Annotated in this window: 8 protein-coding genes; 2 read left to right on the top strand and 6 right to left on the bottom strand. The window is 41.9% G+C overall.

All coding sequences use genetic code 11. The features are described from left to right. Positions 1-313: 313 nt before the first annotated feature. Both QYT14_RS15510 and typA read left to right on the top strand, forming a co-directional pair. The gene (locus QYT14_RS15510; protein ID WP_288325600.1) at positions 314-4,408 is read left to right on the top strand and encodes a two-component regulator propeller domain-containing protein; all 4,095 of its coding nucleotides are present in this window, start codon (positions 314-316) and stop codon (positions 4,406-4,408) included. 65 nt (positions 4,409-4,473) lie between these two features. Then, positions 4,474-6,276 (top strand): translational GTPase TypA, encoded by a 1,803-nt coding sequence (gene typA, locus QYT14_RS15505; RefSeq protein WP_237040540.1) that lies wholly within the window; start codon positions 4,474-4,476, stop codon positions 6,274-6,276. 60 nt (positions 6,277-6,336) lie between these two features. Here typA and QYT14_RS15500 read toward each other — a convergent pair whose 3' ends face one another. The 6 genes from QYT14_RS15500 to QYT14_RS15475 form a co-directional block, all read right to left on the bottom strand. Next, complete coding sequence (locus tag QYT14_RS15500; RefSeq protein WP_237040541.1) at positions 6,337-7,905, bottom strand: arylsulfatase; 1,569 nt, start codon at positions 7,903-7,905, stop codon at positions 6,337-6,339. A gap of 67 nt (positions 7,906-7,972) precedes the next feature. Further along, complete coding sequence (locus QYT14_RS15495; RefSeq protein WP_288325560.1) at positions 7,973-9,613, bottom strand: RagB/SusD family nutrient uptake outer membrane protein; 1,641 nt, start codon at positions 9,611-9,613, stop codon at positions 7,973-7,975. A 6-nt stretch (positions 9,614-9,619) separates the two neighbouring features. After that, positions 9,620-12,916: a TonB-dependent receptor gene (locus QYT14_RS15490; protein WP_288325559.1), complete on the bottom strand. Its 3,297-nt coding sequence runs from the start codon at positions 12,914-12,916 to the stop codon at positions 9,620-9,622. A 101-nt stretch (positions 12,917-13,017) separates the two neighbouring features. Next, positions 13,018-14,052: a FecR family protein gene (locus QYT14_RS15485; protein ID WP_288325558.1), complete on the bottom strand. Its 1,035-nt coding sequence runs from the start codon at positions 14,050-14,052 to the stop codon at positions 13,018-13,020. A gap of 44 nt (positions 14,053-14,096) precedes the next feature. Continuing rightward, positions 14,097-14,657 (bottom strand): RNA polymerase sigma-70 factor, encoded by a 561-nt coding sequence (locus QYT14_RS15480; RefSeq protein WP_288325557.1) that lies wholly within the window; start codon positions 14,655-14,657, stop codon positions 14,097-14,099. Between the two features lie 213 nt (positions 14,658-14,870). Next, complete coding sequence (locus QYT14_RS15475; protein ID WP_288325556.1) at positions 14,871-15,527, bottom strand: nitroreductase; 657 nt, start codon at positions 15,525-15,527, stop codon at positions 14,871-14,873. Positions 15,528-15,652: the final 125 nt, after the last annotated feature.

Genomic DNA, 15,652 nt, shown 5'->3' with positions numbered 1-15,652 from the left:
ATCATTCAATCATAACACACTGATTTACAATACAGAAAAGAAAACTATGATTGATATACCACTCATCATGGCAGCAGCATGCGGCCTGACTTATCCGACTTTTTAAAAAGTTTCTAAGCTAAAATATTGATTATAACATATTAAAAGTCTATTTTTGCAGATATCCTTAAAATAGTCTAAGAAAGATATATGACATAAGCATATAGAACCGTAAGTGTACTATAGATTAAAATGAAATGAAGGGAATATGAAAAGAAGCGGAACATTAACGACACCGATTACAGGACTACTTGTAGCTGTCCTGTTAGTAGGTATGGGAGTAACCAAAGCTAAAGCACAAAGTTTTTTCCGACAGACGGGAATCCAGTTACTTACCAAACAAGAGGGATTAAGCAACAATACACTAACCGAAATCTATCAGGATAAAGATGGATTTCTATGGTTGGGCACGGATGTCGGTCTAAGCCGCTACGATGGAATACACTTTCACAACTATAATTCGGCAAGCAAAGAGCCTCATTCCATTACCGGTATTTACGAGACTTCCGACAAGATGATTTGGTCACGAATAACCAATCTGAACACATTGTCGTGTTTCGACAAAATGAGGGGATGTTATATGCCTCTCACCTCGTCTACCCCGGAGGTGCTGGAAGATATTCATGACTTATGTGTAGTAAAAGACAGGATATATGCCATCACCTCACAAGGAGCGGTAGAGCTGAAAGCCGAATATGAAATTGACAAGATGAACATTACACCCGCTCCCCTGCCAAATATAAAAGGTACACCCTCCAAATTTTACGGCTACAATAACAGCCTCTATATACTTACCCGCGAAAACAAACTCATATTCTATAACCTGACAGAAAAGAAAGGCGAATCACTGGACTGCACCGAACTGGGAATAACCAATGCAGAGGATATTGACAATATACATATATATAATGAGTACTTGTGGATTTGCAGCCACAACAATGGAGTGCTCTGCTATGACACAATAACAAAGGCGGCACGTAAACTGGACAAAGGAGACCATACGCACAGTGTGCAAGACGCATGCGTCCGTGATATCATACAAGCAGACGACACTACTTTCGTCATGGCATCGGGCACTTCATTGGCGTTAGTCAAATTTGAGAATAAAGAGTATCTGAAAGCTCCCATTAAAATAATCAACTTGATTGAAAATGATATTTATTACGAACCTATCATCAAAAACAGAATCACGCGCATTTATCTCGACAAGCAGAGCCAGGTGTTATGGGTTGGCACTTTCGGAAGAGGGTTGCTGAAATTAAATTTGTTGGGAGATAATGTAAACCGCATCCAACTGGACAATGAAATAAGGTCACTTAATGGAATAGCAGAAGACAGCAACGGATGTATATGGCTGGCTACCGACAACAAGGGTATATATAAAAGCCAAACAAAGAGTCTCTCGCCGAATATACAGTTCCTGCCATGGGAGAAAGCCGACAAAAACGGAGATTACTGTTTGTTTAAAGACAAAAACGGACACTTGTGGTTCGGAGACGAGAAAGGAGATATTCTCTTGATGAAACCTACCACCAACGAAATTGTTTCTTTTCACCCCCAGCCGGAAGAAACGGATAATCAGGTCTCTGCTATCAAAATACTTTTCCTCAACTCGCGCAACGATTTATGGATTGCAACAGAAAATGCCTTGATGGTATACGACCACCAAGGTAAAAACTGTCTGGCATATATGCCTTATACGAAAGAAATAGAAAAAATAACCGCCATCTGCGAGGATGGTGACGGCACCATGTGGCTGGGAACAGCAAAAGGATTGTTCCAGGCTGTGCGCGAAGGTAAGAAAGTAACACTGAGTGGAGGATACGAACAGAAAAACAATCTGGTTCCGGGAAAGGTTATGGCTATCTATATGAATAACTATAATCAATTATTCGTATCATACGCTAACAAGATTATCCAAATCGACGGAAAAGAAAAAAATGTGGTGTCGACCATGCTTCTTGACAGAGATTTACCCAACGGACACATCGACTGCATGGTAGACGACCGAAACGGAAATACCTGGCTGGGCACCAATTCGGGCATTATAACCGTCAACAATAAGAACAATTCTTTCTATCTGTATGCCTTCCCCGAGAACTATTATCAGGTTTGCCGGCTGAACAACGGAAAATTACTGTGGGTAAACTCTACGGGCTTACTTTACTTTGACCCCCGACAGCTGAAAGAAACTTCCAGCAACCGAAAATATTATATCGCCGACATTGATGTGAATTATAACAAAGTGGAAATAGGCGAAAAAGTAAACGGACAAGTCATTTTGGATAAACCGGCGCATTTAATAGACCGGCTTACCCTGAACTACAACAATAACAATCTCGTGCTTTACCTGAGTGACTTGCGTTACGGCACTTCTCCCAATAAGGTGGAATACCGCCTGCTGCCCAATGACAAAGAATGGCGTTTTGGTGATTATGACCAGGTAAGGCTAAGTAACATCAAACCGGGAGACTATATACTCGAAATAAAGCCCTCCTATCCGATAGAAGGAAATGAACAAATCACCCGCATCGCTATCACTGTCGGCAAGTATTGGGCTACTACCGGATGGGCGGTTGCAGGCTACATACTTATCATCATAATATCCATATTCCTGACTTGGCTCTACCTCAATAGGAAAGCACTGAAGCGGCAGCTGTATAAAGAAAAGGAAGTGCAAATGAAAGAGCGTCTGGAAGAGGCTACGGAGATAAGGGCGGAAGAAAAGAAGAATCAGCAAATGCGTGACCAAATCAGGTATATGCTGGCACGTGAACTGAGAACGCCCCTGTCACTGGTCACCGCACCTCTGAAAGAAATGATAGACAACTCGGCATTGCCGGAGTCGTTCCTGCAAAAAGTAAAAGTGGCCTATCGAAACTCAATCTGCATGCAGGACATTTGTAACCAATTGCTTAATATTCATCAGGAAGAAAACTATGGCCCTACGCTGAATGTAGCTCCATACGCGGCAAGCCGTATAGCCGACGAAGTGGTACGCTCTTCGTATGAGCTGCTGAATGTCAGCCCCATCAACTTGTATTACGACAAGGACAACAAGATAAACGCGGAAATATGGATTGACTGGCAAAAAATCATGTTTGTCCTCAAAAATATAATGTCGAACGCATACCGGCATATCTCTTATGCCGGTGCCGTCCGCTTTATTGTCAGCACCACAAACCTGAAAGGAAAAGAATACTGCCTTTTCACTATCGAAGATGATGGAAAAGAAGTGATTGAGGAATCATCTGTCACCTATCTGGGAGAAGATACTTATATCTCGCCGAGCAATTATCTGCATCCTGAACTGGGTATCGAGATTATGAGAAGAACGGCACTCGACCATCACGGAGATATTCAAATCAAGCAAGACAAAGAAACTGGTACTTCCGTCACCTTGTATATTCCGCTGGGCAAAAAGCATTTTGAAGGAGAAGAATATGTGGTATTCGTCAAACCGGGACACATGCAGGTAGACGACAGCCAGGCAAAGATTATCACTGTGGAGGACAAGAAGAAACAGGAACTGCAGGACAGCATCATCCCCCGACCGATTGAAAGTCCTGAAACGAAATATAAAATACTCGTTATCGAAGACCATGCGGATATCCGGCTTTATCTGAAAGTGTTATTCGGCGGAACCTATAATATCATTATGGCAGAAAACGGTGAAGAAGGAGTGAAAATAGCACGTAAAGAGATACCCGACCTGATTATTACCGATGTAATGATGCCTGTGATGGACGGATTCGAATGTTGCCGCATACTGAAAGAGGATTTAAAGACTTGCCATATTCCTATCATCCTGCTGACAGCATTAGTAGGCGATGAGGATGTGGTGAAAGGTATCGAACTGGGGGCCGACGATTATATCCTGAAACCGTTCAACCCGGAAATTCTGCGCACAAAAGTAAAACGACTCATCAAGAGCAGAGTGGAATTGAAACAAATCTATACCAAACTGCTGATGCCGTCTATCAGCACTATCGGAGATACGCAAGAAGAAAACGAAATTGCCATAGAAATTGAAGATCCGTTTGTCACACAAATCCTGAAAATTGTAAATGACAATCTGCAAAATCAGGACTTCAATGTGAAGAAACTTGCCGAAATGCTGAACATGAGCCAGCCCACCCTCTACCGAAGAGTGAAGCAACTCACCAACTTTACTATTATAGAGCTGGTAAGAGGCGTGCGCCTGAAACGCTCGGCAGAGCTGTTGCGGACTAAAAAATATAGCGTGCAGGAGGTAGCCGAAATGGTGGGCTATAACGACATTCCAACCTTCAGAAAGCACTTTGTCGATTTCTACGGAACAACTCCATCTACATTTAACAGCAAAGAAGAGACCGAAGATAAAAAATAAACGTTAACAGCCAAATATTTTTTCAACTAAAAATCGTACCTTTGCAGCCAAATATTAGGTATAGTATGCAAGACATTAGAAACATTGCCATCATCGCCCACGTAGACCACGGAAAAACAACGCTCGTGGACAAGATGATGTTGGCGGGACATTTGTTCCGCAACGACCAGACCAATGGGGAACTGGTATTGGATAACAATGACTTGGAACGTGAGAGAGGTATAACAATCCTTTCGAAGAACGTTTCAATTAACTACAATGGAACAAAAATCAATATTATTGATACTCCGGGACACGCCGACTTCGGTGGTGAAGTGGAACGTGTGCTCAATATGGCCGATGGATGTATCCTGCTGGTAGATGCGTTTGAAGGCCCGATGCCTCAAACTCGGTTTGTACTCCAAAAGGCATTACAACTCGGTTTGAAGCCGCTAGTGGTAGTCAACAAGGTGGATAAGCCCAACTGCCGCCCGGAAGAAGTATACGAAATGGTGTTCGACTTGATGTTCAGCCTCAACGCCACAGAAGATCAGTTGGACTTCCCGGTTATCTATGGTTCCGCCAAAAATAACTGGATGGGCACTGACTGGAAAACTCCGACCGACAACCTGACAGCACTGCTGGATGCTATCATCGAACATATTCCCGCTCCAAAACAACTGGAAGGTACTCCACAAATGTTGATTACCTCTTTGGACTATTCATCATATACCGGACGTATCGCTGTGGGCCGCGTTCATCGCGGAACATTGAAAGAAGGCATGAACATTACTCTGGCAAAGCGTGACGGCTCGATGGTGAAGTCTAAAATCAAAGAAGTACATACATTCGAAGGTTTGGGACGCAAAAAAACCGATGCGGTATCATCGGGTGATATCTGTGCCATTATCGGTGTAGACGGCTTTGAAATCGGAGATACAATCTGCGATTACGAAAATCCGGAACCATTGCCACCTATCGCCATCGACGAACCTACCATGAGTATGTTGTTCACTATCAACGACTCTCCTTTCTTCGGTAAAGAAGGTAAGTTTGTGACGTCACGCCACATTCACGACCGTCTGATGAAGGAATTGGATAAGAACTTGGCGTTGCGCGTTCGCAAAAGTGAATTGGAAGACGGAAAATGGGTAGTGTCCGGACGTGGTGTATTGCACCTCTCTGTCTTGATTGAAACAATGCGCCGTGAAGGTTACGAACTTCAGGTGGGACAGCCGCAAGTTATTTTCAAAGAAATAGACGGAGTGAAATGTGAGCCGGTAGAAGAACTCACAATCAGTGTTCCCGAAGAATTTGCCAGCAAGATGATTGACATGGTAACTCGCCGTAAAGGTGAAATGACCTCTATGGAGTCTCAAGGAGACCGTGTCAATATTGAATTTGATATGCCTTCACGCGGCATCATCGGCTTGCGTACCAATGTATTGACTGCTTCTCAGGGAGAAGCTATCATGGCACACCGCTTTAAGGAATATCAACCATACAAGGGCGATATCGAACGCCGCAGCAACGGTTCTATGATTGCAATGGAAAGTGGTACGGCTTTTGCTTACGCGATTGACAAATTGCAAGACCGCGGTAAGTTCTTTATCTATCCGCAAGATGAAGTATATGCAGGCCAGGTAGTGGGCGAACATGTTCACGATAATGACTTGGTTATCAATGTAACTAAATCAAAGAAACTGACCAATATGCGTGCGTCGGGCTCGGACGATAAGGCGCGTATCATTCCGCCGGTAATCTTCTCATTGGAAGAAGCATTGGAATATATCAAGGAAGACGAGTATGTGGAAGTTACTCCAAAGAGTATGCGTATGCGTAAAGTAATTTTGGATGAACTGGAACGTAAAAGAGCGAACAGAGGATAAGAGAAAACTGCTATATATCAAAGAGAGACGGCTCACTGTTGAACCGTCTCTCTTTTTTTATTATTCCATCTTAATGGTTTTATTACGTACTCTGCGAAGTATATTCTGCATATCATATACCACCTCAGGGTGCTGTAATGCCAGATTAGCACGTTCATTAATGTCTTTCCTCATATCATAAAGCTGAGGGGTACTTGAGTTACCGGTTTCAATTTTAGGCCCCCACTGTATCATTGCAGGACCATCATTCGGCTCAATGTATTTCCAGTCTTTGGTACGCACGGACAAAACATGATTAGCTGCCTGTTCAATTACCCAAGGACGGTCGGCATTGTCTGTTCCCAGCAAATTGCCGATGCGGTTATGGCTGTCCGAGGCACTGCCTTTGGGGAACTTGGCATTTACCAACGAGCCCAAAGAAGCCATCCAGTCAATCTGCGACATCAAAACATCCGACTCACGGCTTTCCTTAATCTTCTTAGGCCAACGCACGATGGCAGGAACGGCTGTACCTCCTTCGAATGCACTGTATTTATTTCCTCTCCACGGACCGGCAGGACTATGTCCGTTCAACAATTCTTCTGCTTTATCGTCATAACCGTCATCCACCACAGGACCATTATCGCTGGACAGGATAATCAGTGTATTTTCCGCCAAGCCCAGTTTGTCGAGTGTCTCCATAATCTGACCTACCGACCAGTCAAACTGCACAATAGCATCTCCGCGTACGCCCATCGGGTTCTTTCCACGGAAACGGTCGTGCGGGAAACGGGGAACATGAACGTCATTGGTTGCAAAATACATAAAGAAAGGTTCATCTTTATGCTGTTTGATGAAATCAATGGCATGAGTGGTAATGGAGTCTGCAATATTCTCATCTTTCCAAAGAGCTTTACCACCGCCTTTCATGAAACCGATGCGGCCAATGCCGTTTACAATAGCCATATCATGTCCGTGACTGGACTTCTGGTTATAAAGCAACTCAGGATTGTCTTTTCCGGTAGGTTCACCGGGGAAATTACCTTTATAACTCACCTCAATAGGTGCGGAAGGATCATAATTGGCCACCTTTCCATTCTCTATAAACACACAGGGAACACGATCGGCCGTAGCTGCCATAATGTAATGATAGTCAAAGCCCAAATCACCTAATGATGAAGGAAGAGGAGCATTCCAATCCTGCTCTGCAGTCTTGTCTCCCAACCCTAAATGCCATTTTCCGATGGCACAAGTGGCATATCCGGCGTTCTTAAACATATCTGCCATAGTATACTGCCCCGGTCGGATAATCATTCCCGCATTTCCGGCCGCAATATCTGTGTCGGGACGCCGCCACGCATATTCACCAGTCAGCAACGAGTAGCGGGAAGGGGTACTGGTAGCAGCTATAGTATGGGTATTGGTAAAACGAATACCTTCACTCGCCAAACGGTTGACGTTGGGAGTCTGTACATTCTTTGCACCGTAACATTCCAAATCGCCATAGCCCAAATCATCCGCAAAGATAATAATCACATTAGGTTGTTCACGATTGGTCACCTTATTGTCTTTAGGAGTCTTGGCCTCCGCTGTCAGAGCAGAGCACAACACCGGTGTCAAAAGAGATAAAGCCAAATACTGTTTTTTCATAATACTTTAATATTTTAATCAGAGACTAACCGCTTTACCAAAAGCAGTTAGCCTCATATTGTTAGAATTACTCACGCAAGTTAGGATTAATATTTTGTTCTGACAAAGGAATCGGCCATTTATAATCCTGAGGATTACGGAAATCTCTTCTTCCCACATACCAACGGCAATGTCCTGTCGGGTCTACAAACTTGGTAGAACCTGCATATTTTTCAGATTTGGGATAGGGAGCACCCCATACCTCACCGACAAGCACTGTTTCGGCAAGTTTCCAGCGCAACAAGTCCCAATATCTGATACCTTCAAAAGCCAATTCAACACGACGCTCGTTACGAAGCAATTCGCGCAATTTATCTGAGTTAGTTTCTGTAACAGGCGGCATTTTAACATCGGCACGTTCACGCACCTGATTAATGGTCTGGTTCAAAACGGTCTGATCAATGGTTTGTCCGCTTTCAATCAAACATTCCAAATAACTCAGCAAAACTTCTGCATATCTGATGACCGGAGTCACAGCACTATAGCTGTTCAAGTCATTGATTGGATTCTCATCAAAATATTTACGCCACATAAAACCGGTCTTAGATACTTCTGAAGAATAGTCCAAACGTTCTTTCTTTGACGCTTCGTAATCCGGGCTCATACGATATTCACTGCCCATGAAAGTCGCCCCATTATAATAAATGGTATAATCAAGACGCGGGTCACGGTTCTCACCTAAATTATCAGGGTTATAACGTGAATCGTCATAGCTGAACGGAGTTCCATCCTTAAACTCATAAGATTCAAATAATCCGGCCGAAGGATTGGACAGACTCCATCCACCGTCTTTTGCAGACAAGATATGCTGAGGAAGACCGCAACCGAAGTAGTTTTCAAGATAGGATATATAATAAATATTCTCTTTATTACCTACACCGGTCGAAGGATGGAAAAGTTCCCGATATACAGGATGAATTGAGTTATCACCATAGTCGATAATTTCCTTATAAGCGGCAACTCCGCCTGCCCAGTCCTGCATCAACATGCAAGTTCTGCCTAGAAATGCTAAGGCAGCCTGTTTGCAAGCACGTCCCGTCTCACTGTTTGATATGTCTTTAAAACGAGGCAGATCGGCTGCCGATTCTTTGAACTCTGTCACACACCACGACAGAATATTGGCTTGAGTCTCCTTTTCAACCGTATTCGCCTCTTCACCTGTCAGGGTTCTGGTCACTAAAGGTACATCCTTAAAATAGCTGGCCAGATAATGATACTGAGTGGCACGCAAGAAACGAGCCTCGGCAACCATTCGGGTTTTCTGTCCTGATTCAGGAGCATTGGCAATACCCTCCAAGAAACGATTACACAAACCGATACGCTTATAAGCCGATGACCAATAGTTCTTTACGAATCCATTGTTATTCAGTAACTTTCCACTGGATATATTAAAGAATGGATTATTTTCTCCGCGACGGTCATAAGCATTGTCTGTCAGATGCTCCATAAACAACATACCATGATAAGACCAAAAGTCCGAAACATTATATTCCAAACCATTCGTGATACTACCTCTATATAAAGAAGTCAATGCCAATTCAGCATTCTTATCATCATTCCAAAAATTATCTTCCGACAAATCTGTCAAAGGATAACGCTCCAAATCACATGATTGAAATGAAAATGAAGCTAATAAAACAGCAAAAGCTATATATTTTAATCTTTTCATAAGTCATTAGAATTTTAAAGTTAAGCCCAAAGTATAAGTTGACATAGTCGGATAATATTGTCCATTGTTGTTCGTGTTTTCAGGATCCCACCCTTTACGATAACTTTTGAAAGTCAAAGGGTTATCCAAAGATACATAAAAACGTAAACCGCTTGAACCAAACTTCTTAGCTATATGATCGGGCAATGTATAACCTAACTGAACATTACGCACTTTCAAATAAGAAGCATCCAATACCCAGAAATCAGAAGCTAACGTATTATTACTGCCTGCATTAGACATAACCTCCAGACGAGGATATTCCGGATAACGGTTGTCTTGCTGCACATTCCAGCAATTCTCCATTTGCCATTTCTGGATATTACCTTCCTGATAGAATGCATGACCTGCATAAACAGACAGCATACCTTTCACTTTAGCAACTCCCTGAAGCAATACGCTGAAGTCAAAACCTTTATATTCTCCGCCAAAATTCAAACCGAAAGTGCATTTAGGTATACGGGAACCCAAGAACACCTTGTCATCCGGTGTCACCTTGCCATCACCGGTGGTATCGATATAACGAATATCTCCGGCTTTAGAACCTTTGGCTATCGCAGTCTGATCATACCAATCACCTACTTCATCGTCGGTCAGGAATACTCCGTCCGTCTTATAACCATAGAACATCTGCATCGGATAACCGATAAACAAATCACTACCATTACCTACCATACCATTATTCTGGGTCACATTTCCCATACCCAATGTCAATACCTTATTGTCGATGATAGAGAAATTACCATTAATATGGTAATGGAACTTACCAATTGTATTTTGATGACCTATTTCAAACTCCCAACCTTTATTTTCCAACTCACCGGTATTTACCTGCGATACGCTTAATCCGAAGATAGAAGAGTAACTTGCAGCCGGCTTATACAATACATCCGTAGTCTTACGATAGAAATAAGAAGCATTAAATGTCAACTTATTATTGAAGAATGCTGTTTCGATACCGACATCGGTCGTACGAGTACGCTCCCACTTCAAAGCCGGATCTACATAGGTAGTAACAGCTGCTCCCTGTGTATATACTCCACCAAATACGTAGTTCTGTGCCTGGCCTAAAGAGTATACTGACTGATAAGGATAGTTACCGATATTATTGTTACCCAATACACCATAAGAAGCTTTCAGCTTCAAATTATTGATGAAAGACAGGTTTTCATTCTCTTTCCAGAACTTTTCTTCAGAGATACGCCATCCGGCAGCCACTGAAGGAAAGAAACCATATTTGCTGTCTGTCGGGAAACGAGAAGAACCATCATAACGCATCGTGGCTTCGAATAAATAACGTTGGTCATAATTATAAGTCAAACGACCGAATACAGACTGTATAGCCCAGTCGTAACCGCCACCGCCATTTGTCTGTCCATCTGCACCACCGGCATTCAGGAAAGGCACGTCATCAGAGGGGAAGTTATTACGGTTGCCCGATAAAGTACGCTGACCTTCGTCTTCCCAAGTATATCCTACCAATGCAGCAAGATTATGTTTACCAAAAGACTTATTATAATCAGCTACAGCCTGGAAAGTCTTATAGACTGTCCGTTTCATTTCATCCGACAAAGTAGAAGGACCTGTGCTCTTACCACCGGTGAGAATCAAATCGCAGCGGTAATTACGAACATGGCTCAAAGTATAATTATAACCTCCTATTACCTTCAGAGTCAACCCATCGATTGGCTGATAAGACAATTCTATATTATTCTTAAACTTATCAAAGTCTTCACGATAGGAAGAAGCACAGTCTACCCATGCCACCGGAGTTCCTTGCAACTTAGGTCCTAGACCGACTTCGCCATTCTGTAGATAGCTGGGAGTCATACCCGGGAAACGAACTGCATTGGCAATGATACCCTTGAAACCACCAGTATCCAAGATACCCGGTGTAGAAGGTTCGTGGCGGTCGGAAGTCACACCGCTCAGACGAACTTGCAACTTCAAGTTCTTAGCTAGCTCTGCACTGAGGTTTACACGGCCATTGTAACGGTTATAATAGTTGTTATCCAACAAACCATTTTGGCGCAAATAGCCCAGCGATACCATATATTGTACCTTTTCCGTACCACCGCTTACACTTAACTCGTGCTTGGTTTGCAGTGCATGACCACCCAAAAGGTCATCAAGATACATTTCATCAGCATAATTATCAGGATCAGAGCCATCACGATACTTCTGAATCATTTCAGGTGTATACGTTTCTGTACCAATCGCTTTATTATAGAATTCTGCATATTCATAAGAATGAGCCAGTTCCGGCAATTCAGTAGCTTGACTCATACCCACCGAACCATTATAAATAATACGAGCTTTACCTTCTTTTCCTTTCTTGGTTGTTACCAAAATAACACCATTGGCTGCACGAGAACCATAAATAGCGGCGGAAGAGGCATCCTTCAGAACTGAAATATTATCAATATCAGCCGGAGTCAAATCACTCAAAGAACCAGGAAGTCCATCCACCAAGACCAAAGGATTGGGAGTCGCTCCAAATGAACCGACACCGCGGATACGAATGGTACCGGCATCCTGGCCCGGATTACCGCTTTCCTGTGTAATGGTAACACCCGACATCTGACCGGTCAACATATTAGAAACGTCAGGCACTGCACGAGATTCCAGTGCTTTGCTGTCCACTGATGCAATAGAGCCAATCACATTAACTTTCTTTTGTGAGCCGTAACCTACAACCACTACTTCGTCTAATGTTTCTGTATCTTCTTTCAGAATAATATTAAGGAAAGATTTATTTCCTACCGGAACATCCTGAGTATTATAACCAATATAAGAAACTTGCAAAGTAGCATTGCCCGGAACGGACAAATCAAAATTACCTTCCACATCTGTAATACTTCCTACAGTGGCATCTCCTTTCAAGATTACATTGGCGCCAATAATCGGTTCTCCGGCAGAATCTTTAATGGTACCCTTGATTTTCTTAACCTTCTTATCATCTTTCAAAGTGATGACAATATAGTTGTCATTCACTTGATAGACACAATTTGTTCCTTTTAGCAAATCTGACAGGATTTGCAATACATCCTGATTCTTTTGATTCAGAACAACTTGTTTATTGACATCCAGTTGCGAAGTGTTATAAGCAATCTTATACTTCGAAACCGATTCAATTTTCTCAAACGCTTGCTTTAAAGAAAGGTGTTCCCCATTGAAGGAAACTTTCTGTGCATTGACAGAGAGGCTACCGGCCAGAAATAAGCCTACGCCAAGCCCCAACACTCGAATAAATTTCTTGTTCATTTCATATTAGATTTATTAACAACATAAGGTGTACGTACATAAGGAAGACAGCTTAAATAAATACTACACCCAAAGCCACGATGTTAATAAATACTAATATGCTATCTTAAGTAGATGCTCTTGCCAACAATTTCATATTCTATGCCGGGAACCAATATCTTAATAATTTGAAGTACTTGTTCCAACGACTCATTCCTATTAAAATGAACTCTCAGACTTTGATTCTGGTAAATGGATGTACGCACATGGAATTTCACGCCATACACACGCTCCAAGGTATGAAGAACATCATTAAACGGTACATTACCAAAGAATAACCCTCCCATACGCCAGTCGGAGTGGGAAACTGCATTCACTTTATGTTGCTGTACTTCCCCTGTGGAGGGAGTATATATCAGTTGGTCATTGGGCTCCAGGAAATACTCTCCCGACTGCTTATTCACCTTCACCTGTAGCCTGCCGGTCTCCAACGTAGCCATTATCTGATTGTTGTCCGGATAAGCCGAAATATTGAATGTAGTGCCAAGCACTTTCAATTCCAAATGATTGGTAGTAACGATGAAAGGGTGTTCTTTGTCTTTTGAGACTTCAAAGAAACCTTCTCCCGCAATATAAACATTACGAGACTCGGATATGAAACTAGAAGGATATACCAACAAAGTACCGGCATTGAGCCAAACCCTACTTCCATCGGGAAGAACCACTTCTTCGCGTGTTCCCATGGCTGCATAACGCTGCATATAAGTCACTTCCGACAAAGTCTCCTTCACATGCTCCTTTGCAGAATAATAATAATATGCGGAAAGACACATCATAATAAAAGGAATAGTCCAAATGGCAGCTACCCTCCCCCAATTTATTCTTTTCTCAATTCTTACATGTTCCTGTCCTGCTAATCCGACAGTCTCCCGTTCTTTTTTAAATCCTAAAGACGTCTCCAAATTATAAAAAGCCTTCTCTATTTTTTCATCAGAGCAAGAAGCACCGTCCAGTTCATCCCAGATTCGTGACACAGCTTCTTCCCTCGCTTTATCTTCCACAGGAAAAACCATACGATTATAAACACGTTCTGTTATCTCATCAGAAACTTCATGATGAAAGAAAAAGTCTATTATCTTATGTATATAGTTATTCATTTTCACATTTTATATAAAAAAGACAGTTCGATTTCATGTTACACCTAAACAGGTAGTATTAAATAAACTAAAATAGAAAGAGCTAAGGCGTCTCTAAGTTCATTTAAAGCAATATTCAAATGGTTTTCCACTGTTTTTTTCTGTATTCCCAGTTTTTCTGCTATTTGTTCGTTAGAAAGTCCCTCTATTCGACTTAATTGATATATCATTTTCCTTTTAGGGGGCATCTCACTCACTACCATATCAATTAATAATTGCAGGTCTTTCGCTATCAATTCATCATGGGGAGTACATCCATCAGAAATCTCGGGAATATTATCTTCACTCGTAAACCGGGATACGTTTTTAGTTGTAATATAATTGAAGACAGTATATTTGGTAAGCATGAACAAATAAGAATCAAAATGATGTACCTTGTGAAAAATCGCTCTTTTATTCCATAGTTTTATAAAGACAATCTGAGCCAAATCCTCAGAATCATCCAAGTCTTTTATAAATCCTCGTATAAAAGCATATACCTTAGGATAAAACAGCTTGAATATCTTATGAAAGGCTTCATGGCTGCCAGAGGCAAATTCTCCTACAACTTCCGGTCCTACAATCATTTATTGAGATTAATTCAAATGAAACGGTGTAAATGTAGGCAATTTATTAGAGAATACCAAAAATAGATTCTAAAAGTGCAATTTTAGTTTATAGAAATAAAGAAGTACAAAACAGGCTTTGTTATATCAAAACTACAACGCAACTGTCACATCACCTTCTATATTCGGACGGAAACATACCGCCCGAATACAGACAATAATCGGAAAGGAGAATCAGTCAATAAATCTCACCTTTGAAGCATCGCGGAGCTTAGCAGCCGGAGCCTCATCGGGATAGCCGAAAGCAATGGCATACAATAGCTCATATCCGTCCGGAAAATCCAGTTTCTTTAGATAATCGGCAGCCGCAGGAGACTTCATAAAACGGACAGGGCCACCTAAACAGCAACTTCCTATGCCCATAGATTGAGCTGTAAGAATCATATTGGCCCCTAGAAGTCCACAGTCCACTTGAGACATATCATACTGAGGATTATAAGCAATAAAAGCAACGGTAGGGGCATTATTGAACATATTCTTAAATCCGACGCGTTCGGCAGCCTTGGGATTTTCTTTCTTGAAGATTTCGGTCAACTCATTAATAAAATCCTGATTATCTACCACACGCACTTCCCATGATTGTTTATTCATTCCATTGGGAGCATGAATGCCACAGTCCAAAATGGTTTGCATTTTATCCCGCTCCACAGCTTCCGGTTTATACTTCCGAATACTACGGCGCGCCATAATCGTTTCAATAACAGGATTACCTTGATCTTTAACAATGCTATCGGATACTCCGACCTCTTTTTGTGAAGACTGCGACGTACAGCCACACAATGCCAGAGTAAACAATCCGGCACCTAATAAAAGAACACTTAGTGATTTCATTTACTTTCATATTTTTGATTTGCAACAAATCTAGTTATTTTCAAGCATAAAAAAAAGTGGCTCCTTATTCAGGAACCACTTTTTATATGTTAAATCTGTAAAATTCAGATTACAATTTCGGACCG

The sequence above is a fragment of the uncultured Phocaeicola sp. genome (assembly GCF_948499155.1).
In the GTDB taxonomy this organism is placed as follows: Bacteria; Bacteroidota; Bacteroidia; order Bacteroidales; family Bacteroidaceae; genus Phocaeicola; species Phocaeicola faecalis.
This window is presented reverse-complemented; position numbering and strand designations above follow the sequence as displayed.